Source organism: Caulobacter sp. LjRoot300, assembly GCF_964253875.1.
Lineage (GTDB): Bacteria > Pseudomonadota > Alphaproteobacteria > Caulobacterales > Caulobacteraceae > Caulobacter.
The window spans coordinates 982,792-1,008,254 of the sequence record NZ_CAXUSA020000001.1 but is presented as its reverse complement, the minus strand read 5'-3'; the positions used below and the strand labels follow the sequence as shown (position 1 = coordinate 1,008,254).

Sequence of the window (25,463 nt, the reverse complement as noted above, 5' to 3'; positions counted from 1 at the left end):
GCCCGAACGCCGCGCCTTGTTCGGAAAGATTATAACCTCTCACCCTCCCACCGCTTCGCGGCGGGCCCCTCCCTCTCTCCAAGAGAGAGGGAATCCGATGGTGTTTGACATCCCAAGCGCGGCCGAGCATTTATCCTACAAATAGCGTTTCCAGAGTCGCGAGGCCCCATGACCGCCGCCACACCCGTCCGCGTGGCCCTGATCGGCCTGGGCAAGATCGCCCGCGACCAGCACTTGCCGGCCATGGCCGCCGATCCGCGGTTCGCCTTGGTCGCGGTGGTCAGCCGCCACGCCGAGCAGCCCGGCCTGCCCAGCTTCCACACGTTCGACGACCTGCTGGCCAGCGGCGTAGCCTTCGACGCCGTGGCCCTGTGCACCCCGCCCCAGGTGCGCCATGGCCTGGCGCGCCAGGCGCTGGAGGCCGGCAAGCACGTGATGCTGGAAAAGCCGCCCGGCGCGACCCTGAGCGAGGTCGAGGACCTGCGCCAGGTCGCCGAAGCCCAGGGCGTCACCCTGCAGGCCACCTGGCATTCGCGCCATGCCCCCGCCGTCGCCCCGGCCCGGGCCTGGCTGGAGGGCCGGACGATCACCGCCGCCCGGATCAACTGGCGCGAGGACGTCCGGGTCTGGCACCCGGGCCAGGACTGGATCTGGGAGCCGGGCGGCCTGGGGGTGTTCGACCCCGGGATCAACGCCCTGTCGATCGCCACCGCCGTGCTGCCGCGCCCGTTCTTCCTGACCGAAGCGACCCTGCACGTGCCCGAGAACCGCCAGTCGCCGATCCAGGCCGAGCTGGCCTTCGTCGACACCTTGGGCGTGCCGGTCACCGCCGAATTCGACTTCCTGCAGACCGGTCCGCAGAGCTGGGACATCGAGGTCGACACCGACGGCGGCGCCCTGCGCCTGTCGCACGGCGGGGCCCGGCTGTGGATCGACGGCGCCCTGGTCCACGAACAGCCCGAGGCCGAGTATCCGGGCCTCTACGCCCGCTTCGCCGAGCTGATCGCCGCCGGCCAGTCCGACGTCGACGTGACGCCGCTGCGCCACGTGGCCGACGCCTTCCTGCTGGGCCGGCGGGTCGCGGCGCCCGCCTTCGTCGAGTAGGCCCCGACCGCCCCCCCCTGCGACGTAACGACCGTCTTGCATAAATCCCGGACGCGACGTTAGGTACGGCCCGAAGGGGTGTGGGACCCGCGCGCGGCGACCGCGCTGGCGGGAAACTCTCCGCGCCCGTGGAGAGACTCGTGAAATTCCTCGACGCCCCGTTGCCGCCGCCGCTGGTCGCCGCCCTGCGCGCGTGCCGGCCGCACCTGATGGCCGCGGCCGTGTTCAGCGCCCTGATCAACATCCTGCTGCTGGCCCCGACCATCTACATGATGCAGGTCTATGACCGGGTCGTGCCGACCGAGGGCCGGCTGACCCTGCTGTACCTAACCCTGGTGGTGGCCTTCGCCCTGGGCACCCAGACGGCGCTGGAGTCGGTGCGCTCGCGCCTGCTGACCCTGGCCGGGCTGCGCCTGGATCGGCTGCTGGCCGGCGGCATCCTGCAGAAGCTGATGAGCGCCATGGCGCCCGGGGCCTCGGCCCAGGGCATGCGCGAGTTCGACATCGTGCGCCAGGCCTTGTCGGGCCCGGTGGCCGTGGCCGCCTTCGACATCCCGTGGACGCCGATCTACGTGCTGGTCGCCTTCATGATCCATCCGGCGCTGGGGGCGATGACCATCGTCGGCGGCGCGGTGCTGGTGGCGCTGGCGGTGCTCAACGAGCGGGCCACCCGCACGCGGGCCCGCGAAGCCTTCGTCGCCCAGTCCCAGGCCTACGCCTCGCAGGAAGCGGCCGCCGCCAACGGCGAGGTAGTGCGCGCCCTGGGCATGCGCGGCGCCCTGCGCGAGCGCCAGCTGGCCGACCGCCGGGCGGGCCTGGACCTGTCGGCCAAGGCTCAGTTCACCGGCGGCGGCTATTCGGCGGCCACCAAGTTCACCCGCATGTTCCTGCAGTCGGCGGCCCTGGGCCTGGGCGCCTGGCTGGCGGTCGACAAGCAGATCTCGGCGGGGGCGATCATCGCCGCCTCGGTGCTGATGAGCCGCGCCCTGCAGCCGATCGAGCAGCTGGTCGGCTCCTGGGCCGTGGTCGGCCAGGCGCGCGGCGCGCTGAACAACCTGATCAAGCTGTTCCCGCCCGGCCGGGGCCTGGAAGTGTCGGGCACCCAGCTGCCGGCCCCGACCGGGGCCCTGGCCCTGGAGCAGGTGGCGGTGCGGGCGCCCGGCGAGGGCCCGGTGCTGCTGCGCGGCGTCAGCCTGAAGCTGACCCCGGGCGAAGTCCTGGGCGTCATCGGTCCCAGCGGCGCGGGCAAGACCACCCTGGCGCGGGTCGCGGCCGGGGCGGTGACCCCCGAGCTCGGCACGGTGCGTCTGGACGGCGCCAACCTGGCCGACTGGGACGGCGACCGGCTGGGCCGCTACATCGGCTACGTGCCGCAGGACTCGGGCCTGCTGGCCGGCTCGATCAAGGACAACATCTCGCGCTTCGAGATCTGGTCCGGGGGCGACCCGGCGATCGTCGACGCCGAGGTGGTGGCCGCGGCCCAGGCGGCGGGGGTGCACGAGCTGATCCTGCGCCTGCCCAAGGGCTATGACACCACGCTGGGCGCGGGCGGACGCGGGCTGTCGGCCGGCCAGGCCCAGCGCGTGGCCCTGGCCCGGGCGCTGTACGGCCAGCCGCCGCTGCTGGTCCTGGACGAACCCAACTCGGCGCTCGACGCCGACGGCGAGATGGCCCTGAACAGCGCCATCCTGTCCGCCAAGGCGCGGGGCGCGGCGATCCTGATCGTCGCCCACCGCACCGGCATCCTCAACATCGCCGACCGCCTGCTGGTGCTGCGCGAGGGCCAGGTCGAACTGGTCGGTCCGCGGACCGAGGTGGTGGCCAAGATGGCCGCCGCCGCCCAGGCCGGGGTCCAGCCCGGCGTTCAACCGGCCGCCCAACCGGTCCCCAAGACCGCTTCCCAGTCCGGCTCGACCGTCACTCCGCTTCAGGTCGCCAAACCATGACCGACACGACTTTCCAGGCCTCCGGAACCGCCGGCGAGGCCGCCGCCAAGATCCCGCCCCGCCTGTCGGACGATCCGGTCCGCTTCATCCGCATCGGCGCCGGGGTGGCGGGCCTGTTCTTCGTCGGCTTCCTGGGCTGGGCGGCGCTGGCCCCGCTGGACGCCGGGGCCTACGCCCACGGGGTGATCGCCGTGGCGGGCAACCGCCAGGCGGTGCAGAGCCGCGAGGGCGGGGTGGTCACCGCCATCCGGGTGGTCGAGGGCCAGAGCGTGGTCAAGGGCCAGATCCTGGTGGAGCTGTCGGCCTCGGAACTGCGGGCCAGCGAGCGGGGCATGACCGGCGAGGTCCTGACCCTGCTGGCCCAGCGCGCCCGGCTGGTCGCCGAGCGCGACCGCCTGCCGACCATCGCCGCGCCGCCGGAGTTCGCCGACCTGGCGCCCGAGGACAAGCCCCTGGCCGACGACGCCCTGCGCCTGCAGCGCCAGCAGTTCCAGGCCCGCCGCAGCTCGCTGCAGACCCAGCGCGGGGTGCTCAACCAGCGCGTCCTGCAACTGAGCCAGCAAAGCAGCGGCGCCGAGCGCCAGCTGGACGCCAACCGCGAGCAGCAGAAGCTGATCGAGGAAGAGCTGCAAGGCGTGCAGGACTTGGCCGCCAAGGGCTTCGCGCCCAAGACCCGGGTGCTGGCCTTGCAACGCAGCGCCGCCTCCCTGACCGGCGAGGACGGCGCCTATCGCGCCCAGATCGCCCGCTCGGCCGAGCAGATCGGCGAGACCAAGCTGCAGACCCTGTCGCTGGAGCGCCAGATGATGGAGGAGGTCTCCGGCCAGCTGCGCGACGTGCAGGTGCGGCTCGACGACCTGCAGCCCAAGGTGCTGGCCGCCCGCGAGCAGCTGGCCCGGGCCACGGTCCGCGCCCCGTCCGGCGGCAAGGTGGTGGGGCTCAACGTCTTCACGGTGGGCGGGGTGGTGGCGCCCGGCCAGACCCTGATGGAGGTCGTGCCCCAGGACCGCCGGCTGGTGATCCAGGCCAAGGTCTCGCCCAACGACGCCGACGACCTCAAGCCCGGCCAGAAGACCCAGATCCGCTTCACCTCGCTGCACGAGCGCGACCTGCCGCTGCTGAACGGCACCCTGACCGAGCTGTCGGCCGACAGCTTCACCGACGAGAAGACCGGGGTGCAGTACTTCCGCGCCGAGGTCGCCGCGCCGCCCGAGGAGCTGGAGAAGATCCGCAAGATCCGCGGCGCCCAGTCGGGCCTGCAGGCCGGCCTGCCGGTCGAGGTGCTGATCCCGCTGCGCAAGCGCTCGGCCCTGGCCTATCTGGTCGAGCCGATGTTCCAGACCTTCTGGCGGATGGGACGCGAGCACTAAAGGGGCGCGGGCATAGCGCGGCGCGACGCTTCACTTTTCGTTGTCATCCAGGAAGCCTCGCAGAGGCTGTCCGGGATCCAGGGGACTGGGCCAAGGCCGTGCAGCCGCCCTGGGTCCCGGACACGTGCTGCGCGCTTTCCGGGATGACAACGAATTTGTACCCTTCGCAAGAACCATAAAAAAGGCGGACCTCCCCAAGGCCCGCCTTTAGTTTTAGTCCCCCTCGGGACGTGGGCGACGCTGGTCGCGCGACCTCCCCCAAGGTCTCGCGGTGCGTCGTTCTCCAAGCCGATGGCCTTGCGCCCGAGCCTCGGTCGGCCGGGTCGCGGCCGCGCCGATCGCCGACCGGCGTTCGTCCGAAGCAGCCGTCACCTGTAAGGCTTTGCGCGCCGCGCGCCTTACATGCCGGTTCCATTTTCTTGATCCCTTGTCTCAAAGGAAAACGCCGCTCTCGCATGGCGCCCCGCGCGGTGCGACGAACGCCCGCATTGGCGAATATGGTCAATGCGTGATTGTGCCTTGGGGGAGGCCACATGAATGATCCTTTGGACCCGCCCGCCGAAACGCTGTTTCGGCTGGGGCGGACGAATTTCAGCACTCGGAGCGTTCCGCCCGACCAGCGGCACGACCACTACCGCCGGGAAGTGCTGACCGCGCTGGACGCGCGCGATCCGGAACCGGGCTTTACCGCCAACATCACCGCGCTGCGCCTGGGGCCGCACGCCTTCTACGTCACCGAGACCGGCGGCCAGACCATGTTCCGCACGCCGGAGATGATCGCCGCCGACGGCCTCGACCACTACATCGTGCAGTTCAACATCGCCGGCTCGCATACCGGCGACTTCGACGGCGTGCCGTTCGCGTTCGGTCCGGGCGAGGTGGGGATCTGCGACCTGTCGCGGCCGATGCTGATGCACAGCACGACGGTCAAGGTGCTGACGACCTTCCTGCCGCGCGCCGACGTCGAGGCCGTGGCCCCCGACATCGCGCTGCACGGCATGGTGCTGGACGCCAATCGCGCCGGCCTGCTGATCGAGCACCTGACCTCGGTCACCCGCTGGTTCCCGCGGCTGCTGCCCGAGACCCTGCCGGGCATCACCCGCGCCACCATCGCGCTGCTGGGCGCCTGCCTGGCCATGGAGGCGGGACGGGCCGATTTCGGCGTGCGCGAGTCGCCGGTGCTGGCGCGGGCCCGGGCCTATGTCGAGCACAACCTGCTGGAGCCCAGCCTCAACCCGGCCCGGATCAGCGAGTCGCTGGGCGTGTCGCGCTCGACGCTCTATCGCCTGTTCGAGCCCCTGGGTGGGGTGACGGCCTATATCTGGGAGCGCCGCCTGCACCTGGCCCGCGCGGCGCTGCTGGACCCCAAGCGGGCCCGGCGGATCAGCGAGATCGCCTTCCAGTGCGGCTTCAGCAGCGAGGCCCATTTCAGCCGCAGCTTCCGCAAGGCGTTCAACATGCGCCCCAGCGACCTGCGCTCGCTGCAGCCCAGCCTGGCCGAGGAGCCCGACACCCCCTTCGCCAAGTGGACCGAGGCGGCGACGGGAGTGTGAGCTTGCACCCTCTCCCAGAGGGAGAGGGAGGGGCCCGCGACGAAGTCGTGGGAGGGAGAGGGGTTACACCCTCTCCATTTTCACGCGAACGCTCTGCCGGCGCGCCGGTCGACGTTTTACCCCCTCACCCTCCCATGCTCCGCATGGGCCCCTCCCTCTCCCCATGGGAGAGGGTTCGCGTGCTCCCCTGCACCGAATCTGCACGGCAAACGCGCCGGACCGCCGCGTCGAGTCCGTTGACCCCGCACGCGGAGCACGGAACATGGGCCCATGCAGCGCACGATCCTGGTCGTCGACGACGATCCCCATATCCGCCAGCTCCTGGTGTTCGCCCTGGCCAAGGTGGGCTTGCAGACCCGCGAGGCGGCCGACGGCGAGGCGGCCCTGGCCTCGGTCGCGGAACGCGCCCCCGATCTGGTGGTGCTGGACATCAACATGCCGCGCCTGGACGGGCTGGAGGTCTGCCGCCGGCTGCGGGCCCAGGGCGACCTGCCGATCCTGTTCCTCAGCTCGCGCGACGACGAAATCGACCGGGTGCTGGGCATCGAGCTGGGGGCCGACGACTACGTGGTCAAGCCGTTCAGCCCGCGCGAGGTGGTGGCTCGCGTCCAGGCCATCCTGCGCCGGGCCGGCGGCGGCAAGGGCGCCGAGGCCGCCCCGGCCGACGGCCGCATCCTCCGCGGCCGGCTGAGCCTGGACCCCGAGGCCTGGAGCGCGCAATGGATCGAGATGGGGGCCGGCGTCGAGGTGTCGCTGACCGTCACCGAGTTCACGATCCTGCGCACCCTGGCGGCCACCCCGACCAAGGTGTTCAGCCGCGACGCCATCATCGACCGCCTGCGCGGTCCCGGCTTCGCGGTGACCGACCGCACGATCGACAGCCACGTGCGCAACCTGCGGGCCAAGTTCGCCGGCGTCGGCGGGCACGACGTGATCGAGACGCGGGCGGGGATCGGCTATCGGCTGGGAGCCTGCCAAGGCGCCGTCGCCTGATGGAAGCCTGGCTGCGGCGCTGGTGGCCGGCCCTGCGCCTGCGGACCATCCTGCTGACCGTGCTGCTGTTCGCCGCCGCCATGCCGGCTATCGGGGCGGTGTTCCTGCGCACCTACGAGAACACCCTGGTGCGCCAGACCGAGGCCGAACTGACCTCGCAGGGCGCGGCCCTGGCCTCGGCGGCGGCCAATCTGTGGCCGGGGGCGGTGCGCGACCTGACGCCGGCCGATCCCGACGCCCGCGACGACCCCGGCTACTACCGTCCGGAATCGACCAGCGTCGACCTGCGCAGCTCGCCCCTGCTGCCCGAGCGGCCGGCCTCGGTCCCCGGCGCCAGGGCCGACCCGCAGGCCGAGGCGGCCGCCGAGGTGCTGGAGCCGATCTTCGACCAGACCAGCCGCAGCACCCTGGCCTCGATCCTGATCGTCGACCGCCACGGCGTCGTCGTGCGCGGCCTGGGGCAGGGCGGCAGCCTGGCGGCCCTGCCGGAGATCCAGGCGGCGCTGCAGGGCCGCTCGCGCACGGTCCTGCGCCGCAACGGGGCCTATCATCCGCGCTATTCGTTCGAGTGGCTCAGCCGCGCCTCGGCCGTGCGCCTGCACCACGCCCGGCCGGTGGTGGTCAACGGCCAGGTCGTGGGGGCGCTGTTGCTGTCGCGCTCGCCCCGGGCGCTGTTCCGCGGCGTCTACCAGGACCGGGGCAAGCTGCTGGTCGGGGCGGCGGCGACCATCCTGCTGCTGGTGCTGCTGTCGGGCCTGGTGTCGCGCGGCGTGACCCGGCCGATCGAGGCGCTGAGCGCCGCCACCCGTAGCGTGGCGACCGGCCAGGGCAGCGTGCCGGACACCCCCGCCACCGCCGCCCTGGAGATCCGCGACCTCTACCAGGACTTCCGGGTGATGGCCGACGCCATCGCCGTGCGCTCGCGCTACCTGCGCGACTTCGCCGCCGCCGTCAGCCACGAGTTCAAGACGCCGCTGGCCGGGATCACCGGCGCGGTCGAGCTGTTGGACGACCACTTCGACACCATGACCCCGGACGAGCGTCGCCGGTTCCTCGGCAACATCTCGGCGGACAGCGCCCGCCTGTCGCAGCTGGTCGGCCGACTGATGGACCTGGCGCGGGCCGACATGGCCATGCCGCAGGCGGGGGTGGCGTCGCAGCTGGCTCCGGCCGCGCGACGGGTGGCCGACGCCCAGGGCCGCGACATCGCCGTGGTCCTGGACCTGCCCGACGGCCTGCCCCTGATCGCCGCCCCCGAGGCGACGGTCGAGACCGTACTGACCACCCTGGTCGAGAACAGCCGCCAGGCCGGCGCGCGGACGGTGCGGATCGCCGCCGCGGCGGTCGGCGACGAGGTGGTGCTGCGGGTGTCGGACGACGGCCCCGGCGTCCCGGCCGCCGACCGCGACCGCCTGTTCGAACCGTTCTTCACCAGCCGGCGGGAGACCGGCGGGACGGGGCTGGGCCTGTCGATCGCGCGGTCGCTGCTGGCGGCGAGTTCGGGGCGGATTTCGCTGGTCGAGGGCGAGGCGGGGGCGGTGTTCGAGGTGGGGCTGGTGCGGGGGTGAAGGGGCTAGTTAAACTACCACTCGGAACAAATCCGTGTACCTGTTAGCCTTGTCGTTCAAATAGTTTGACGACGTCGTTCGGCATATTCTTGACCTGATCGCGTATCGACGCTGCCTGTTCTTCAGGTAGCTCAACCGCGTTTTCCTCAAAATTATAATCCCATTTGATGGAATCCCCCCACTCTTGGCCTGCCTCTCGCACACGGACAATTAGGGGGCGATCGTCAATCATGAAAATAGCAAGTGGAATGGTTGCATTAAATAGAGAGAAGCCTTTCGGAATGGATGCTTTGTGAATATTGGTTCGGTTGAACGTGACTTCGATCTCAATTTCACTGCCTTCCCCGGTTAGGCCGAGGTTGAAGAACAATTTCATCTGCATCACTGCCGGTTTGCTTGGGACATTGACTTTGTCTCCATACAAACCGACTAAGGTGTGTTTTCCAGAAATCTCCGCGCGAACATCATCGCACAAAGCTACGACTCTAATTTCCAGGCTCATGCAGGCTCAGCGTTAAATTGGAAGTCAGGTGGGGAGGAGGCGTGAGCGGTCGTCGCAGGAGCGATCTTGCCCGCCGCTTGTCGGCCGCACTGCTGTGTCCAGTCAGGGGCGAGTGAAGCGGAGTAAACGCTGTTCGATTGGTTGCTCGACCGAGCGTCGTCGACGGACACCTGGACAATAAAGTCCAGCGCACTGAAAGCCTCGGCCACACTGTCCAGCGTGAGGTTGCGCGACTTGGCTAAAATGCGACACATCTGAGCAGGCGTTTTACCTGCGGCGAGCGCCCAGTCAGTCTGACTGATGCCGTCCACCTTGCTACGTTCGCGGAACGCTTTAACCAACGCTTCCCAGACGCGATCACGCAGGTCGAGCTTGCGAAGCTCGTTCCTGAAGGTCTGGTCACTCTGGAACCGCTGTTCCACCGTCGGGATCTGTATTCGTGACATAATCTTCCAATATCTTTCCGGTGTGCCGCTTCTGGCTTCCAAATAAGCGGTGCCATTCAGCACGCACCTCTTCGAGCGCCAGGCGCCAGCCTCCTCCATCATAGTCAGACCGAGGCGCAGCTTGCAGGACAACAAACTCGTCTCGACCTATAAACGCGCCAACCAATCTTAGTTCAGGCCTAGGGCTGCGCGACCGAAGCTCCCAAATCTCGTCCGCGCCCGGTTTAAGGCGCTTCAATCGATCAGGCACCGCAATCAGCCGGCCCATGGCAAAGTTCGATAGGTCTTGTGCTAGCGCTACAGCCCGTGGTGCGCCGAGCGAGGCGACCATTTCGTTCACTGCACGATCTGCGGCTGCCGAGAGCCATAGGCAGCGCTTGATGCCCTGTCCTACGTCTAACGGTTTCCACAGTCGGATCTCCCCGTTTGCCTGCAGATCATCTATCGATACGGTCATTAACAAATAAGTCAATCGATGGTCATTGCTAGGGGCGATATGTGTCGCTTTGATTGCGGTAGCGCCACAGTTCGGTCACGCTTCGGAAAATGTGTCAATTCAGCGGAGAGCGTCGGAGAGAAGCCCGCCTTACGATTGAGGCGCTCCAATAAGCGAGGCCCGGTCAGGTTTGCGAAGGACTGGCCGGATATGTCGCAGCGCGCGCAAGGAATCACAGGCCTTCGATTGCCCGCCAACTGGCGATTGTATCGTCTACCCAGTGCTGAAGAGTTCGATGTACGGCGCGAATACGCGATGGGTGAACCATCATCGAGCGACGCTGTTTGGGGCCTGAGCCAGTCTCCGCCAATGATGCCGCAAGACCCACGAAAAAGAAGCGAAGCGCTTCTATGAGCGTTTCCGGCGGAGACTCTGGCAAGTTATTGTCGTCCAGAACTTCAGACGCTGGAATAGTCTTCACATAGGGCGAGTTCTTCCTAAAGAACTCTACACCTCCGACATAATCCTTGCCCGGTTCAAGCACCTTAACGAATGACGGTGACAGCGCACTATTGATATTTATGAGTAGGGGAGCTTGTGGCGTTGCCGTGTAGAGAAGATAAGTATGCCTGGGGAGGACGGATCTCAGCTGTCGAAGACACCGATAAATGGTGCTTTCCTGCCCTTTGCGTACTTTAGTGTTTAGACCAGCTTGGTCCGCCTCGTCGTCGATGACTAACACCGGTACACTGGAGAGGTCAATTTGCGGATCACTTAACGCTTTCGCTAGTCGACCCAAGTGGTCCTGCTGCTTGAGGACGGTGATCAAAAGTGTCGATCGTTCATGAAGTACGAGGGATTGGGAGTGTTGATCCTGCTCGACTACTCTAAGGCGGCGCTCACGTCGGCCGAACTGAAGGGCTACCGCGCTCTGCCCTCGCTAGGCAAAGGCAACCACGCAAAGTCTAGCTTCAGCGTGGCTTACTATTCGCTCGCTTGCGACCCGGTCCGGCTGAACGTCAAGGTCTAGCCCGGCGTTGCACCTTGATAGTCAGCTCCCCCCTCCGACGACATTGAGATTGTCTGAACCCCGGGGGTGTGGCGCCGCCCGCCGCCTAATCGCGACGTACAACTGATGCGGGCTCGGGAATGACACCTCCTGGAATCGAGGCCTCTCTGCCAGTTGCAAGGCCTCGGCTCCAGGACGTGCGTCGGTGACCCTCAGATCGCCACCCGGAGCACGTGTCGGTTTGGGTTGCTACACGGCCTCGTGCCCGGGACCCCTCTGTCCGCCGCAGGTGCGGATGCGTGGCGCGCTGGCGCGCCAAGCTGTCTCACCGTCGGCTGAACCAGGGGTCCCGGGCACGAGGCCCGGGATGACGGATTGAATGGTGATCCTGTGGATAACTTTTACGACTGCGGGCCGCCGCCTAGCTCGTCCACCCTCCGCCCAGCGCCTTGTAGATCGCCACGACGTTGGTGTTGACGCCCGTCTCCGCGACCGTGAGCGAGTCTTCAGCGGCGAGAAGCGTGCGTTCGGCGTCGAGCAGGACCAGGAAGTCGATGCCGCCTTCCTTGTACTGGATGCGGGCCAGTTCGGCGGCGCGGCGGGAGGCGGCGGCCTGGTTGGTCAGGCTGACCAGCTGGGCCTGCTGCTGGCGGTAGGCGACCAGGGCGGTCTCCAGGTCCTCCAGCGCCCGCAGCACGGTCTGGTCGTAGACGGCCAGGCTGGCGTCGTTGCGGGCCTGGGCCGCCTTCAGCCGCTGGTGCGCGCCGCCCAGGTCGAGGGCGGGCCAGGACACCGTCGGGGCCACCGACCAGGCCTGGCTGGCGCTGTTGCCGAAGCCCGAGGCCGAGCCCGACAGGAAACCGATGAAGCCGCTGACCCGCACGCGGGGGAACAGGTCGGCCGTGGCCACCCCGACCTTGGCGGTCTGGGCGGCCAGGCGGCGCTCGGCGGCCTGGACGTCGGGACGCCGGCGCAGCAGGTCGGACGCGTCGCCGATCGGCAGGGCGGCGATCAGCGGCGTGACCTCCGCGTCGGTCTTGGCCGTCAAGGTGGCGTCCAGCTCGCCCGGCCGCTTGCCGACCAGGACGCAGAGCCGGTAGTTGGCCCGCTTCTCGGCGGTGATCAGCGCCGGGATCGCCGCCTCGGTGGCGTTCAGCCGGGCCTGGGCGCTGGCCACGTCGATCGGGCTGCCGGCCCCGGCGTTGTAGCGCACCTGGGTCAGCCGCAGGGTCTCGCGCTGGGTGTCGAGGTTGCGGTTGGCCACGGCCAGCCGGGCCTGGGCCCCGCGCAGCTCAAGGTAATTTCGAGCGACTTCCGCGGCGATGGTCACCTGGGCGTCGCGCAGGTCGGCCTGCGCCGCCCCCGCTTCGGCCCGGGCCGACTCCACGCCGCGGCGGACGCGGCCGAACAGGTCGATCTCCCAGCCGGCGTCGAAGCCGGCCTGGTAGGTCTCGCTCTCCACCCGCTGGCCGTTGGAGCCCGGCTGCTGCTGGTCGCTCTTGACGTAGGACCCGTCGGCGGTGACCCGCGGCAGCTGGTCCAGGCGGGCGTCCTTGAACAGGGCGCGGGCCTCGTCCACCCGGGCGACCGCGACGCGGATGTCCAGGTTGCCGGCCAGGGCCTGGCTGATCAGGCCGTCCAGCACCGGGTCGTTGAACGCCTTCCACCACTGGGCCTCGGGATTGGCGGTCGAGAAGGCCCCGGCCGGGGCGTTCTGCAGCACCACCGGCGCCTGGACGGGGGTCTTGTAGTCGGGGCCGACGGCGCAGGCCGAGAGCAGGAGCATGCTGGCGAACAGGCCGAGCTGGACCTTCAGGCTGCGCCAGCCGGGCTGGCGGGGTTGGATTGAAGCAAGCATCAGTGCGCCTCCACGACGGGCGTGGTTTGTTTGGCCGCCTTCAGGGCCGCCCGGCGGGCGGCGTTGCGGCGGATGACGAAGTAGAAGATCGGGGTCAGGACCAGGCCGAACACCGTCACCCCCAGCATGCCGGAGAACACCGCCACGCCCATGGCCCGGCGCATCTCCGCGCCCGCCCCGTGGGAGACGACCAGCGGCCACACGCCCATGATGAAGGCGATCGAGGTCATCAGGATCGGCCGCAGCCGCAGGCGGCAGGCCTCCAGCACCGCCTGCATCGGGGTGTCGCCGTGCTCCTCGCGTTCCTTGGCGAACTCGACAATCAGGATGGCGTTTTTACACGCCAGCCCCACCAGCACGATCAGTCCGATCTGGGTGAAGATGTTGTTGTCGCCATGGGTCAGCAGCACGCCGGCCAGGGCCGACAGCAGGGTCATCGGCACGATCAGGATGACCACCAGCGGCAGGCTCCAGCTCTCGTACTGGGCGACCAGCACCAGGAAGGCCAGCAGCACGCACAGCGGGAAGATGTAGATCGCCGTGTTGCCCGCCAGGATCTGCTGGTAGGTCAGCTCGGTCCACTCGTAGCCCATGCCGTTGGGCAGTTCCTGCTTGGCCAGGTCCTCCAGCGCCTTCTGGGCCTGGCCGGTCGAATAGCCGGGGGCCGGGCCGCCGTTGATCTCGGCCGTGAGCACGCCGTTGTAGTGGCTCTCGCGGTCGGGGCCGGTGGCCTCCTTGAAGCTGACGAAGGCGCCCAGCGGGATCATCTGGCCCTGACCGTTGCGGGTCTGCAGGCGCAGCATCTGTTCCGGTTGCAGGCGGAATTTCTGGTCGGCCTGGACATTGACCTCGTAGGTGCGGCCAAAGCGGTTGAAGTCGTTGACGTACAGCGAGCCCAGATAGACCTGCATGGTCTCGAACAGGTCGGTCAGCGACACGCCCGAGGCGCGGGCCTTCTGGCGGTCGATATTGGCCTCGATCTTCGGCACCCCGACCTGGTAGGTCGAGAACACCCCGGCCAGGGCCGGATTCTTGCGGGCCTTGTCGATCAGGTTCTGGGTCTGCTTGTTCAGCTCCTCGGGGCCGAGGCCCGCGCGGTCGACGATCTGCATGCGGAAGCCGCCGATCGTGCCCAGCCCCTGCACCGAAGGCGGCGGGAAGACCGCGATCTGGGCGTCGGGAATGGCCCCGAACTTGGCGTTCAGCTGGCCGACGATGGCGTTGGCCGACATCGACTTGTCCTTGCGGTCCTTGAAGTCGTCGAGCGTGAAGAACACCGCGCCGGAGTTGGGGCTGTTGATGAAGCCGTTGGCCGACAGGCCGGGGAAGGCCACCGAGTGCCGGATGCCCGGCACCTTCGTGCCGATGTCGCCCATCTGCCGGATGACGGCCTCGGTGCGGTCCAGCGAGGCGGCGTCGGGCAGCTGCACGACGGCGACCACATAGGCCTTGTCCTGCTGCGGTACGAAGCCGCCCGGGGTCTTCATGAAGGCGCCGATGGTCAGGGCCAGCAGGATCCCGTAGACCACCAGGCCCGCGGTCGACCTGCCCAGGGTGCGGCCGACATTGCGGACATAGCCGTTGGACGCCTTGGCGAAGAAGCGGTTGAACGGGTTGAACAGCCAGCCCAGGGCCGCGTCGATCAGCTTCTGGAAGCGGTCCTTGGGCGCGTCGTGGCTCTTGAGCAGCACCGCGGCCAGGGCCGGCGACAGGGTCAGGGAGTTGAAGGCCGAGATCACCGTCGAGATGGCGATGGTCAGGGCGAACTGGCGGTAGAACTGGCCCGACAGGCCGCTGATGAAGGCGGTGGGGATGAACACCGCGCACAGCACCAGGGCCGTGGAGATGATCGGTCCGGTGACCTCGCTCATGGCCTTGCGGGTGGCCGCCGCCGGTTCGAGGCCGTTGGTGATGTTGCGCTCGACGTTCTCGACCACGACGATGGCGTCGTCGACGACGATGCCGATGGCCAGCACCAGGCCGAACAGGGTCAGGGCGTTGAGGCCGAAGCCCAGCATCAGCAGCACCGCGAAGGTGCCGATCAGCGACACCGGCACGGCGATCAGCGGGATGATCGAGGCGCGCCAGCCCTGCAGGAACAGCACCACCACCAGTACGACCAGGATGATCGCCTCGACCAGCGTATGGATGACCGAGTTGATGCTCTCCTGCACGAAGGCGGTGGTGTCGTAGATGATCTCGTAGTCGACGCCCTCGGGGAACTCCTTCTTCAGCTCCTTCATCGTCTTCTTGATCTCGGCGGCCATGGCCAGGGCGTTGGAGCCGGGGCGCTGGAAGATCGGCATGGCCACGGCCGACTTGTTGTCGAGCAGGCTGCGCAGGGCGTAGTTGTTGGCCCCCATCTCGACCCGGGCCACGTCGCCCAGGTGGGTGATCTCGCCGTTGTCGCCCGAGCGGATGATGACGTCGCGGAACTGCTCCTCGTCGGTCAGGCGGCCGGGGGCGTTGATCGACAGCTGGAAGTCCGAGCCCATGTCGGTCGGCGGCGCGCCCAGCTGGCCGGCGGCGACCTGGACGTTCTGCTCGCGCAGGGCCTTGACCACGTCGCCGGCGGTCATGTTCAGCGAGGCCAGCTTCTCAGGGTCCAGCCACACCCGCATCGAGTAGGCGCCGGCCCCGAAGATCTGCACGTCGCCCACGCCGTCGACGCGCTTGAGGCGGTCACGGACGTTCAGCTGCGCGTAGTTGCTCAGATAGAGCATGTCGTAGCGGTTGTTGGGCGAGATCATGTGCACGACCAGGGTCAGGTCGGGCGAGGCCTTGTCGGTGGTCACGCCGATGCGCTGCACCTCCTGGGGCAGTTTCGGCAGGGCCTGGGCGACGCGGTTCTGGACCTGCACCTGGGCCTTGTCGAGGTCGGTGCCCAGGGCGAAGGTGACGGTCAGGATCATCGCCCCGTCCGACGCCGACTGCGAGGACTGGTAGATCATGCCCTCGACGCCGTTGATCGCCTGCTCCAGCGGGGCGGCGACGGTCTGGCCGATGACGGCGGGGTTGGCGCCCGGATAGGCGGCGCGCACGACCACGGTCGGCGGCACCACCTCGGGATATTCCGAGATCGGCAGGCGCGGCAGAGCCACCAACCCGGCGATGAAGATGACGATCGAGAGCACGGCGGCGAAGCGCGGCCGGTTCACGAAGAACTTTGAGAAATTCATGGGAGGCGCCTTTTGCGGGCGAGTATGGGGAGGAGGCAAGGAGGGGGCGTGGACCGGTTCAAACCGGCCTGAAGGCGAATTCCTGATCCGCTCATCCCGGCGAATGCCGGGACCCAGATGGAAGAGCTGGGAAGCTGACGCCAAGAGCGCCGCATTCTTCCAGCCCACCCCGTCGCCATGGGATCTGGGTCCCGGCTTTCGCCGGGATGAGCGGGTTAAAGGACGGTCAGTTCTGAGAAACCGAGTTGATCATCGCGACCCGCTGGGGACCGCTCTCGAACTGCGACAGGTCCGAGGACAGGTCGGTCTTGACGACCACGGGGGTGACGGTGTCGCCCGGCTTGACCTTCTGCAGGCCGCCGACGATCACCCGGTCGCCGGGCTTGAGGCCGGTGCGGATGATGCGCAGGTTGCCGGCCAGCGGGCCGATCTCGACCGGGCGGTACTCGGCCTTGTTGTTGGCGCCGACCACCACGACGTAACGTTTGCCCAGGTCGGTGGCCACCGCGCGGTCGGGGGCCAGGGCCACCGTCTGCGAGGTGTCGCTGACCATGCGGATGCGGGCGAACAGGCCCGGGGTGAACCGGCCGTCGGCGTTGGCGAAGATCGCCCGGCCGTTGATCGTGCCGCTCTTGGCGTCCATGGCGTTGTCGATGAACTTCAGCTGGCCCTGGTGCGGATAACCGTCCTCGGTCATCAGGCCCATATAGACCGGGCTGGCCTTGCCGCGTTCGGCCGAGGCGTACTTCAGGAACGTCTGCTCGTCGGCGTTGAACGTTGCGTAGATCGGGGTGTCGGAGACCACCGTGGTCAGCAGGTTGGCCGGGGTGACCAGGTTGCCGCGGGTGATCACCGCCTTGGAGACCCGGCCGTCGATCGGCGAGACCACGCGGGTCCATTCCAGGTTCAGCTTGGCGGTCTGGTAGGCGGCGTTGGCCGCGCCGAGATTGGCCTGGGCGGCCTTTTCCTCGGCGGAAAGCCGGTCGAACTCGCTCTGGGCCAGGGCGTTCTGTTCGATCAGCCGCCGGCCGCGCTCGCGGTTGACCACGGCCAGGTCCAGTTGGGCCTTGGCGCGGGCCACCTCGGCCTGGGCGCGGTTGGCCTCGGCCTGGTAGGGGCGCGGGTCGATCTGGAACAGCACCTGGCCCTTGCGGACCCGGGCGCCTTCCTCGAACCGGGCGCCGTCGATGAAGCCGCTGACGCGCGGGCGGATGTCGACGGTGTCGATGGCCTCGAGACGGCCGGTGAAGTCATCCCACTGGCGCAATTCCTTGAAGGCCACCGAGGTGATGGTGACCTGGGCGGGCGGCGGAGCGGCTTCCTGCTTGGCCTGGGCGCTGCAGGCGGCCAGCACGGCCATGGCGGCCAGACCGGCGAAAGACGTGAAGACGGGGCGGAGGGACATAGGCGTACCTGTCGGACAAAAGAGGCGGGGGAGGAGACGCGGCGGTTGTTTCATTCCCAGACGGGGCGCCGGGATTTCTGGCGAGCCTTTGGCGAGGCGGCCCAGTCCCGACCGGACGGACCGTCGGCGCCCTGGCCGATCAGCTTGCGGAGGGAACGGACCGGACCGGCCAGCCAGACGGCCTTGGCGGGCGAGGCGTTGGCGTGTTGGCCTTGAGGGCTCGCGCTCGGGGGCATGGCTCGCGCTCCGTTCCGGGGTTAAGGATCAAATGTCGCAGTTGCTGTTGCTTGACGTGACGTCCATCTGTGACGATGTAGTCGTATGTGACGATACCGTTCGGTATCATCCACGCGGTGAGAGATACTGACCGGTAACTCTCGCGTCAAGGTGAGGTGCTGTGAAAATGGCTGAGAGAAATTCTGGCGGGGGCAAGATGGACGATCTGGAGGCGCCGGTTTGCGTCCCGTTGTCCAAACGTCCGGCCCGCGACCGGATCTTCGAAACGGCCCGCGAGCTGTTCTACCAGCATGGCATCCGCGCCGTCGGCGTCGAGGCGATCGCCCACGAGGCCGACGCCACCAAGATGACGCTGTACCGCAACTTCCCGTCCAAGGACGAGCTGGTCGCCGAGGTGCTGCGCGAGCAGGAACGTGACTACTGGGTCTGGTGGGAGGAGGTCGTCGGCTGCACCTGCGGCGACCCGCGCGCCCAGCTGGAGGCGATCTTCGACGCCTTCGAGACCAAGGCCTGCAACGCCGACGTCCACGGCTGCCCGCTGTCCAACGCCGCCATCGAACTGCACGAGGCCGACCATCCGGCCCAGAAGGTGTCGGTGGCCTACAAGCAGCAGCTCCACGCGCGTCTCGTCGACCTGTGCCGGCGGGCCGGCGCGCCGGACGACGACCTGGCCGACGGCCTGATGCTGCTGATGGAAGGCTCCTATATCGCCCGGGTGACCCTGGGCGCCCAGGGGCCGGCGCGGGTCGTGGCGCGCGCGGGCCGGGCGCTGATCAAGGCGCATCTGGACACGCCGGACTGCTGAGCGGAGGGGGCGTCTTCGGCCTCAAGGCCAAGACGCGCCACGCGGACATCCATCCCCCGACGGGTCCGCGCGGCGCGCGCCGGCGCCGCCTAAAGGGGAGGGAAAGACGTCGCCGCTGAAAGCCTATCAAGCAGATGGGAATTAAGTCGCTTCAGTTTTTCTGACCCTCGGTTCAGATCATTCCGCGACCCGAGAAACTGCAAACGCGCTCAGGAGTTCTGGGTCGCCGCAGTTGCGTTTCTCGCATAGTCGTGTCTCATAGTTGTAAAGAAGCGAGCCTATGATCCCGATGTGTCGACCCTGCCTCATAGGGCGAATGCCGGTCTGACCTCGATGTTTTCGGGGGCGACCGCCGTCCGAAATCCTGCTCGTTCGCGCCGCCAGATGGCCGCGCCCATTGTTCTACTCGCGTAAAAAGGAGCTCCTCATGGCTCTGCTGATTTCCGTCGCCCCCGCCGAGCAAGGCTGGGCGGTGCGTTCCGAGGCCCTGGAGGCCGATCTCACCTTCGAACGGGGCGGCCGCGCCGAAGCCGCCGCCCGCGATCTCGCCAACCGCCTGGCCGCCTCCGGCCACGCCGCCGAGGTGCGGGTGTTCCTGCGCGACGGCGCCGAGGCGGGCCGGTTCCTGCACCCGGCGCGGGCCTGGGCGAGCTAGGGGAAGCTGCTGGACGCTCGTTCAAGGCTTTCCTCCCTCAGAAGTTGTCATCCCGGAAAGCGCGCAGCGCTTGTCCGGGACCCAGGGGAGCCGCAAGGCTTTCGCCCAGTCCCCCTGGGTCCCGGACAGCCTCTACGAGGCTTCCGGGATGACAACGGTTTGTGGATGCAAGCGTCCCGCCGCGCCCCTACAGCCACCCGTTCTTCTTGAACCGCACGTACAGCCACCCGATCACTCCGGCGATCGCGGCCATCACCGCCGGATAGCCCCACGCCCACCGCAGCTCCGGCATGTGCTCGAAGTTCATGCCGTAGATGCCGGCCACCGCCGTCGGCACGGCGAGGATGGCGGCCCAGGCGGCCAGCTTGCGGGTGATGGCGCTCTGCCGCTGCTGTTCGAGCAGGGAAGCGGCCTCGAACACCGAAGTGATCACCTCGCGCAGGGCGTCGACCATGCCCTCGACCTTCTGGGTGTGGTCGAGCACGTCGCGGAAGTAGGGGCGGACATCGTCGTCCAGGCAGGGCGTCTCCAGGTGCTCCAGCCGGCCGCAGACCTCGGCCATGGGGCTCAGGACCCGCTTGAAGCGGATCAGATCGCGCCGCACGTGGAACAGGCGCTTGACCTCGGCATGGCTGAGGAAGGCCTCGAGCGTGCGGCGCTCGATGTCCAGCACCTCGTCCTCCAGGGCCTGGATGATCGGCAGGTAGCCGTCGACCACGAAGTCGAGCACGGCGTGCAGCACATAGTCCGAGCCCTTGGCCAGCAGGGTCGGCGAGGCCTCCAGCTGGGCGCGCAGTTCGGTGTGGGCCCGGGCCGAGCCGTGGCGCACGGTGATCAGGTGGCCCTGGCCGACGAAGATCGCCGTCTCGCCATAGGCGATCTGGGCCTCGACCAGCTGGGCGGTGCGGGCCACCACGAACAGCTCGCGGCCATAGACCTCGGCCTTGGGCCGCTGGTGGGCGTTGAGCGCGTCCTCGATCGCCAGGGGGTGCAGCTTGAACCGGGCCTGCAGGCGGGCCATCTCGGCCTGGGTGGGCTCGTACAGACCGATCCACACGAACTCGCCCGGCCTGGTGGCCAGGGCGTCGTCCTCGTCCAGATTCACCTCGCGGGTCCTGACGCCGTCCTTGTAGACATAAGCCGCGACAACGCTCATCGAGGGTCCTGACCGCCTGTTTCGTCCCGCAAGATGGGACGGTGAAGATTCTTCCGAGCCAACGCTTCGGCTTTCGTCCGGTTCATGTTTAGCCTCTCGCCAACGCCGCGCACGCCCGTCATGATGGTTGCGGTAACAGAGTTCGATCGCCGCAAGCGGCGACGGGGGAGATGCGAATGGGAAGCGACGCCGCGAAACCGGTGAAGGGCGCCAAGGACGGTCGCGCCGTCGGGCGCAAGGACGCCTTGGTCATCGGAGCCGCCTCGGTCGGCACGGTGTTCGAGTGGTACGACTTCTACCTCTACGGCTCGCTGGCCACCTACATCACCAAGCATTTCTTCTCGGGGGTCAACGAGACCACCGGCTACATCTTCGCCCTGCTGGCCTTCGCCGCCGGCTTCGCGGTGCGGCCGTTCGGGGCCCTGGTGTTCGGCCGGCTGGGCGACCTGTGGGGGCGCAAGAACACCTTCCTGGTCACCATGCTGCTGATGGGCCTGTCGACCTTCGTGGTCGGCCTGCTGCCCAGCTACGCCAGCATCGGCATCGCCGCGCCGATCGCCCTGGTGATCATGCGCCTGGTCCAGGGCCTAGCCCTGGGCGGCGAGTACGGCGGCGCGGCGACCTATGTGGCCGAGCACGCCCCGCCCGGACGGCGCGGCCTCTACACCAGCTTCATCCAGGTAACGGCGACCTTCGGCCTGTTCCTCAGCCTGGTGGTGATCCTGCTGACCCGCCGGGCGACCGGCGACAGCGCCTTCGAGGCCTTCGGCTGGCGCATCCCGTTCCTGATCTCGGTGCTGCTGCTGGGCGTGTCGCTGTGGATCCGCCTGCAATTGTCCGAAAGCCCGTCGTTCCAGAAGATGGTCGACGAGGGCAAGGGCAGCAAGCAGCCTCTGACCGACTCGTTCGCCAAGTGGGGCAACCTGAAGATCGTGATCCTGGCCCTGGTGGGGCTGACGGCGGGCCAGGCTGTGGTCTGGTACACCGGCCAGTTCTACGCCCTGTTCTTCCTGGAGAAGATGCTCAAGGTCGACGGCGGCACGACCAACCTGCTGGTGGCCGTCGCCCTGCTGATCGGCACGCCGTTCTTCGTGATCTTCGGCTGGCTGTCGGATAAGATCGGCCGCAAGCCGATCATCATGCTGGGCTGCATCCTGGCGGCCCTGACCTATTTCCCGCTGTTCAAGACCCTGACGACGGCCGCCAATCCCCAGCTGGCCGCCGCCGTGGCGTCCGCGCCGGTGACCGTCGTGGCCGACCCGGCCGACTGCTCGTTCCAGTTCGACCCGGTCGGCAAGACGGTGTTCAACCGTTCGTGCGACCTGGCCAAGTCGTACCTGGCCAAGGCCGGCGTCACCTACGGCAATCAGGCGGCCCCGGCCGGCTCGGTGGCCCAGGTGAAGATCGGCCAGGCGACCATCGCCTCGTTCCCGGGCCAGACCCTGGACAAGGCCGCCTTCAAGGCCCGCAAGACGGCGTGGGAGAAGGAGCTGGGCGCGGCCCTGAAGACCGCCGGCTATCCGGCCAAGGCCAACGACGCCCTGATCAACAAGCCCCTGGTGGTGGCGGTGCTGGCGATCCTGGTGCTGTACGTGACCATGGTCTACGGCCCGATCGCCGCCATGCTGGTCGAGCTGTTCCCCACCAACATCCGCTACACCTCGATGAGCCTGCCCTATCACATCGGCAACGGCTGGTTCGGGGGCTTCCTGCCGACCACGGCCTTCGCCATGGTCGCGGCGACGGGCAACATCTATTACGGCCTCTGGTACCCGATCGTCGTGGCCGGGGTGACCGCCGTGGTGGGCATGCTGTTCCTCAAGGAAACCAAGGACGTTGACATCGAGGCGTGACGTTCGGGGCTTGAGATTCCCCAGCTGTTGTCATCCCGGAAAGCGCGCAGCGCTTGTCCGGGATCCAGGTGAACCGCACCGCATCAGCCCAGTCCCCTGGGTCCCGGACAGCCTCTGCGAGGCTTCCGGGATGACATCCTAACTTGGCATGTCCTGAGGCTCGTCGGTCATGCCGCGCCTCAGTGTCCGGCCAGCAGCCCGTCGATGTGGGCGCACGGGCCGTTCTCGCGGCGGGCGTCGAGATAGGCGGTCACCCGCTCCAGCATCTGTTCGGCCTGGTTCAGGCCGCCTAGGGCCCAGTCGATCTCGTTGACCGTCCGGTGGTCGCCCTGCAGGCGCTCGCGGGACGCGGTCAGGGCCCGGGCGGCGACCGCGTGCAGGGCGGTCATGTCGCGGCAGGCCTCGGCGGCCATCCAGCCGACCGCCGCCATCCGCCGGGCCCGGCGCAGCGCCGCCTCGGCCTCGCGCTGGCGGGTCTCGGCCTCGCGCAGCACGGCCTGGGCGCGACTCAGCTGGCGGGCGCCGCTTTCGGCGATCTGGCGTCTTTGCCGCCGTTCGCCGTCGCAGGCCGCCTTCATGTCGCGCAAGGCCTGCGCCAGGCGATCGCGTTCACGCGCGCCGCCCGCTGTCTCCACGAGATTCCGTTTTCCGAAGATCGCCATTTCCTTCCATGTTTGACGAACCATAGAGTCCTCCGTGGCCCAGCCTCATCCTCATTTTTCTTCGGAATTTCTCCGGTTGCTATGCGGAGAGTGCCAATTCGCCCTCTATGCCTGTTAATTTTATGTATTTATGAATAACGCGAAATTAACTATACCTAAAACTTGGTTACCAAGCTAAACCATTGGAAAAGTTGTAATTTTGTCTGTTGGTTCGATGCTTTCTAGTGGTTTCACCTTACTTACAACACAGGTCGGCCGTGGCATCGTCAAAGGGCGAATCGGGCTTGAGGACAGGCGCGGTCGCCTCAACGGTCAGGGTCTGGAGGCCCTTGATCGCTTGCCCTGCCAGGAGATGTCCGATGGACAATGACAGCGACAAGGACCCTCGACCTCGATCCTGGGCGAACAGCGGCTGGCGGCGGGCCGCGGCGATCGGGCCGGGCGAGGGCGATCCGTCCCAGGACGGACTGGTCGCGGGAACGCTGGACGAGCAGCGGTCGTTCGGGGCGCCGGCGGGGACGGTCTCGCTGGGCCACGTCCTGGCTCGCGACACCCATGGTCCGCACGAGGTCTGGGCCCATGCCGCCGGGCGCGACCTGTCGGTCACCCAGCTGACGCCGCAACCCTGCCGCGGCCATCTGCTGCGGGCGAACCTGGGCGACATGGGCTTCGACGCCGGGGCGTTCGACGGCGACCTGCGCGTCCGGGGCGTCATGGCCCAGAAGGCGTTCAGCCTGGTTTCGGTGATGGAGCAGGAGGGCGTGCTCAATCAATGGGGCCATCGGATCGAGGAGGGCGACATCGTCGCCATTCCGCCGGACAGGGAGCTGGACGGACGGTTCCAGGGGCGCCTGGCCTATGCCGTCGTCACCGCGCCGTGGGGGTTGGTGATGCAGCGGGCCGAGGCCTTCGAATGGCTGGCCGACCCCAGCTTCTGGACCGAGCCGGCCATCTACTCGCCGCCGCCCGAGGCGCGGGCCGCCTGCAAGCGCGTGCTGCAGGGCTGCGCCAGCCTGCTGCGGGTCCTGGCCGGAGGCGCGCCGAGCAGCACCGTGGCCTTCCTGCGCGACGAGTTGCTGGACGGCGTGCTGACGGCCCTGGCCGCGGTCAGGGCCGAGGGGGGGCGCCGGCAGGGCGTGCTGAACGCCGCCCGCATCGTGCGCGGCGCCGAGGACTTCCTGGAAAGCGGCGGCGCCCGCCAGGCCGTGCAGATCGAGGACCTCTGCCTGGCCCTGAACATCTCGCGCCGGACGCTGTACCGCGCCTTCCACGATCTGCTCGACATCAGCCCCAAGGCCTATCTGCGGCTGAAGAGCATGTCGGCGGCCCGGGCCCGGCTGCTGGACGCCGGCGATCGGCCGACCACGGTTACCCAGGCGGCGCTGGACCAGGGCTTCTGGGAGCTGGGCCGGTTTTCCGGCGCCTATCGGGCGATGTTCGGCGAGTCGCCCTCCGAGACCCTGCGCGCGGCCCAGGGGCGACAGCCTTAGGCGTTGACAGCGACCGCCGACGCCGCCGACGCTGGGGCGAGCGCGCCAGGCGCTCCCGTCAGGATGGCGTCGATGGCTTCGCGATCTATTACCGTGCGCCTCGCGGTCAAAGGCCCGCTCGGGCCTCGCCTGGCCTAGTCCGCCGGACATGGGAAAGCGGCCGACCGCCCTGGTCCTGTACAACTGGCGCGGCCAGTGGCCAATGCGCCGCTGGGAGCACCAGCGCATCTTCGCCTGGAAGGCCTGTTTCCCGGGGCCCGTGACGGTCCTCAACATCGGATTTCCGTTCAACCCGGCCTGGATCACTGGGCTGGACCCGGACCTGGTGGTGGTCGACGCCACGGCCCTGGCCGCGCGATACACCGCCGTCGGCCTGGAGGGATTGCGGCGGGCGATGGACGCGGTTCCCGCGCGGGCCCGACGCGTCGCCGCGCCGCTGGACGAGTTCCTCGGACTCCAGGCGCTGCGCGACGTGCTGGCCGAGACGCGGGTCGACCTGCTGCTGACCGCACTGGAGCCGGCGCTGTGGGACAGCGTCTATCCCATCGGACACCGGCCCTACGCCATGAGGCGCTTCCTGACCGCCTATGTCGATGACCTCCTGATGCGGCGGGCGTCCGGCGACCTGGCGGGGCGGCCGATCGCGGTCAGTTACCGGGCCTGGGAAACGCCGGCCTGGCTAGGCGAGATGGGCCGGCTCAAGCGCGAGGTCGGGCTGCGGGCGGAGGCCTGGGCCCTGGCGCGCGGCCACCGCGCCGACGTGGCGGTCGACGGCCAGCGTCGGCTGGCCGGCGAGGCCTGGATCCGTCTGCTGGGGGCCAGCCGCGCGGTGGTCGGGGTCGAGGGCGGCTCGTCCCTGATCGATCCGGCGGGCGAGCTACTGGCCAGGGATATCGACCCGGCTGGGCCGGAAGGGTGGACGCCGCCGGCCTCGGCCGTCGTGCTGGCGCCGGAGGCCGAGATCCGCGCGATGTCGCCGCGCCATCTGGAGGCGGTCGCGACGCGGACCTTCCAGGTGCTGGTGGAGGGCGACTACAGCGGCGTGCTCGAGGCCGGCGTCCACTACCAGCCGGTGCGCCGCGACCTGTCGGATATCGACGCGGCCCTCGACCGCAGCCTGGATCCGCGGCACGCCCAGGCGATGGCCGACCGGGCCTACGGGGAGATCGTGGCGTCTGGCCGCTACAGCTGGCGCGCCGTCGTGCGCGACATCGCCGACCAGGTGCTGGCGTGAGG

Annotated in this window: 20 protein-coding genes; 12 read left to right on the top strand and 8 right to left on the bottom strand. The window is 68.4% G+C overall.

Going from position 1 to position 25,463, the window contains the following annotated elements; genetic code table 11:
• Positions 1-168 precede the first annotated feature (168 nt).
• The 6 genes from ACSQ2G_RS04655 to ACSQ2G_RS04630 all read left to right on the top strand — a co-directional run bounded on the left by ACSQ2G_RS04655 (position 169) and on the right by ACSQ2G_RS04630 (position 8,534).
• The gene (locus tag ACSQ2G_RS04655; RefSeq protein WP_436028666.1) at positions 169-1,104 is read left to right on the top strand and encodes a Gfo/Idh/MocA family protein; all 936 of its coding nucleotides are present in this window, start codon (positions 169-171) and stop codon (positions 1,102-1,104) included.
• A 140-nt stretch (positions 1,105-1,244) separates the two neighbouring features.
• The gene (locus ACSQ2G_RS04650; RefSeq protein WP_436028664.1) at positions 1,245-3,050 is read left to right on the top strand and encodes a type I secretion system permease/ATPase; all 1,806 of its coding nucleotides are present in this window, start codon (positions 1,245-1,247) and stop codon (positions 3,048-3,050) included.
• Positions 3,047-4,420: an HlyD family type I secretion periplasmic adaptor subunit gene (locus ACSQ2G_RS04645; protein ID WP_436028662.1), complete on the top strand. Its 1,374-nt coding sequence runs from the start codon at positions 3,047-3,049 to the stop codon at positions 4,418-4,420. The genes ACSQ2G_RS04650 and ACSQ2G_RS04645 overlap by 4 nt, the downstream gene beginning before the upstream one ends.
• Before the next feature lie 533 nt (positions 4,421-4,953).
• Positions 4,954-5,973, top strand: coding sequence for a helix-turn-helix domain-containing protein (locus ACSQ2G_RS04640; RefSeq protein ID WP_436028660.1), 1,020 nt, complete (start codon positions 4,954-4,956; stop codon positions 5,971-5,973).
• A 270-nt stretch (positions 5,974-6,243) separates the two neighbouring features.
• Complete coding sequence (locus tag ACSQ2G_RS04635; RefSeq protein ID WP_436028658.1) at positions 6,244-6,966, top strand: response regulator transcription factor; 723 nt, start codon at positions 6,244-6,246, stop codon at positions 6,964-6,966.
• Positions 6,966-8,534 carry a HAMP domain-containing sensor histidine kinase gene (locus ACSQ2G_RS04630; RefSeq protein WP_436028656.1) on the top strand — a complete coding sequence of 523 codons (1,569 nt, stop codon included), beginning with the start codon at positions 6,966-6,968 and terminating at the stop codon, positions 8,532-8,534. Before ACSQ2G_RS04635 ends, ACSQ2G_RS04630 begins: the two co-directional genes overlap by 1 nt.
• A 43-nt stretch (positions 8,535-8,577) precedes the next feature.
• Here ACSQ2G_RS04630 and ACSQ2G_RS04625 read toward each other — a convergent pair whose 3' ends face one another.
• The 3 genes from ACSQ2G_RS04625 to ACSQ2G_RS04615 all read right to left on the bottom strand — a co-directional run bounded on the left by ACSQ2G_RS04625 (position 8,578) and on the right by ACSQ2G_RS04615 (position 10,747).
• Positions 8,578-9,036, bottom strand: coding sequence for a hypothetical protein (locus ACSQ2G_RS04625; RefSeq protein ID WP_436028654.1), 459 nt, complete (start codon positions 9,034-9,036; stop codon positions 8,578-8,580).
• Complete coding sequence (locus ACSQ2G_RS04620) at positions 9,033-9,545, bottom strand: helix-turn-helix domain-containing protein (protein ID WP_436028652.1); 513 nt, start codon at positions 9,543-9,545, stop codon at positions 9,033-9,035. The genes ACSQ2G_RS04625 and ACSQ2G_RS04620 overlap by 4 nt, the downstream gene beginning before the upstream one ends.
• A 605-nt stretch (positions 9,546-10,150) precedes the next feature.
• Positions 10,151-10,747, bottom strand: coding sequence for a hypothetical protein (locus ACSQ2G_RS04615; RefSeq protein ID WP_436028650.1), 597 nt, complete (start codon positions 10,745-10,747; stop codon positions 10,151-10,153).
• A 39-nt stretch (positions 10,748-10,786) separates the two neighbouring features.
• Between ACSQ2G_RS04615 and ACSQ2G_RS04610 the strand changes: the two genes are divergently transcribed.
• The gene (locus ACSQ2G_RS04610) at positions 10,787-10,948 is read left to right on the top strand and encodes a hypothetical protein (protein ID WP_436028648.1); all 162 of its coding nucleotides are present in this window, start codon (positions 10,787-10,789) and stop codon (positions 10,946-10,948) included.
• A 400-nt stretch (positions 10,949-11,348) separates the two neighbouring features.
• On the opposite strand, the gene ACSQ2G_RS04605 is transcribed toward ACSQ2G_RS04610, so the two are convergent.
• The 3 genes from ACSQ2G_RS04605 to ACSQ2G_RS04595 all read right to left on the bottom strand — a co-directional run bounded on the left by ACSQ2G_RS04605 (position 11,349) and on the right by ACSQ2G_RS04595 (position 17,369).
• The gene (locus tag ACSQ2G_RS04605) at positions 11,349-12,785 is read right to left on the bottom strand and encodes an efflux transporter outer membrane subunit (RefSeq protein WP_436028646.1); all 1,437 of its coding nucleotides are present in this window, start codon (positions 12,783-12,785) and stop codon (positions 11,349-11,351) included.
• Positions 12,785-15,964 carry an efflux RND transporter permease subunit gene (locus tag ACSQ2G_RS04600; protein WP_436028644.1) on the bottom strand — a complete coding sequence of 1,060 codons (3,180 nt, stop codon included), beginning with the start codon at positions 15,962-15,964 and terminating at the stop codon, positions 12,785-12,787. Before ACSQ2G_RS04600 ends, ACSQ2G_RS04605 begins: the two co-directional genes overlap by 1 nt.
• A gap of 226 nt (positions 15,965-16,190) precedes the next feature.
• A complete protein-coding gene (locus ACSQ2G_RS04595) occupies positions 16,191-17,369 on the bottom strand; it encodes an efflux RND transporter periplasmic adaptor subunit (RefSeq protein WP_436028642.1) in 1,179 nt (392 codons plus the stop codon).
• Positions 17,370-17,772: 403 nt separating this feature from the next.
• Here ACSQ2G_RS04595 and ACSQ2G_RS04590 point away from each other — a divergent pair, with 403 nt between their 5' ends.
• Together ACSQ2G_RS04590 and ACSQ2G_RS04585 are read left to right on the top strand one after the other, a co-directional pair.
• Positions 17,773-18,411, top strand: coding sequence for a TetR/AcrR family transcriptional regulator (locus ACSQ2G_RS04590; RefSeq protein ID WP_404979979.1), 639 nt, complete (start codon positions 17,773-17,775; stop codon positions 18,409-18,411).
• 427 nt (positions 18,412-18,838) lie between these two features.
• On the top strand, positions 18,839-19,066 hold the full coding sequence (locus ACSQ2G_RS04585) for a hypothetical protein (protein ID WP_436028640.1): 228 nt from the start codon (positions 18,839-18,841) through the stop codon (positions 19,064-19,066).
• Between the two features lie 187 nt (positions 19,067-19,253).
• On the opposite strand, the gene corA is transcribed toward ACSQ2G_RS04585, so the two are convergent.
• The gene (gene corA, locus ACSQ2G_RS04580) at positions 19,254-20,222 is read right to left on the bottom strand and encodes a magnesium/cobalt transporter CorA (RefSeq protein WP_436028638.1); all 969 of its coding nucleotides are present in this window, start codon (positions 20,220-20,222) and stop codon (positions 19,254-19,256) included.
• 176 nt (positions 20,223-20,398) lie between these two features.
• Here corA and ACSQ2G_RS04575 point away from each other — a divergent pair, with 176 nt between their 5' ends.
• Entirely contained in the window at positions 20,399-22,075 is a 1,677-nt protein-coding gene (locus ACSQ2G_RS04575; protein ID WP_436028636.1) for an MFS transporter, read from the top strand.
• 179 nt (positions 22,076-22,254) lie between these two features.
• Here ACSQ2G_RS04575 and ACSQ2G_RS04570 read toward each other — a convergent pair whose 3' ends face one another.
• Complete coding sequence (locus ACSQ2G_RS04570; protein WP_436028938.1) at positions 22,255-22,653, bottom strand: hypothetical protein; 399 nt, start codon at positions 22,651-22,653, stop codon at positions 22,255-22,257.
• A 443-nt stretch (positions 22,654-23,096) separates the two neighbouring features.
• On the opposite strand from ACSQ2G_RS04570, the gene ACSQ2G_RS04565 reads away from it, so the two are divergent.
• Positions 23,097-24,227, top strand: a complete 1,131-nt coding sequence (locus ACSQ2G_RS04565) for a helix-turn-helix domain-containing protein (protein WP_436028634.1) — start codon at positions 23,097-23,099, stop codon at positions 24,225-24,227.
• Between the two features lie 148 nt (positions 24,228-24,375).
• Positions 24,376-25,461 (top strand): hypothetical protein, encoded by a 1,086-nt coding sequence (locus tag ACSQ2G_RS04560; protein ID WP_436028632.1) that lies wholly within the window; start codon positions 24,376-24,378, stop codon positions 25,459-25,461.
• The last annotated feature ends 2 nt before the right edge of the window (positions 25,462-25,463 follow it).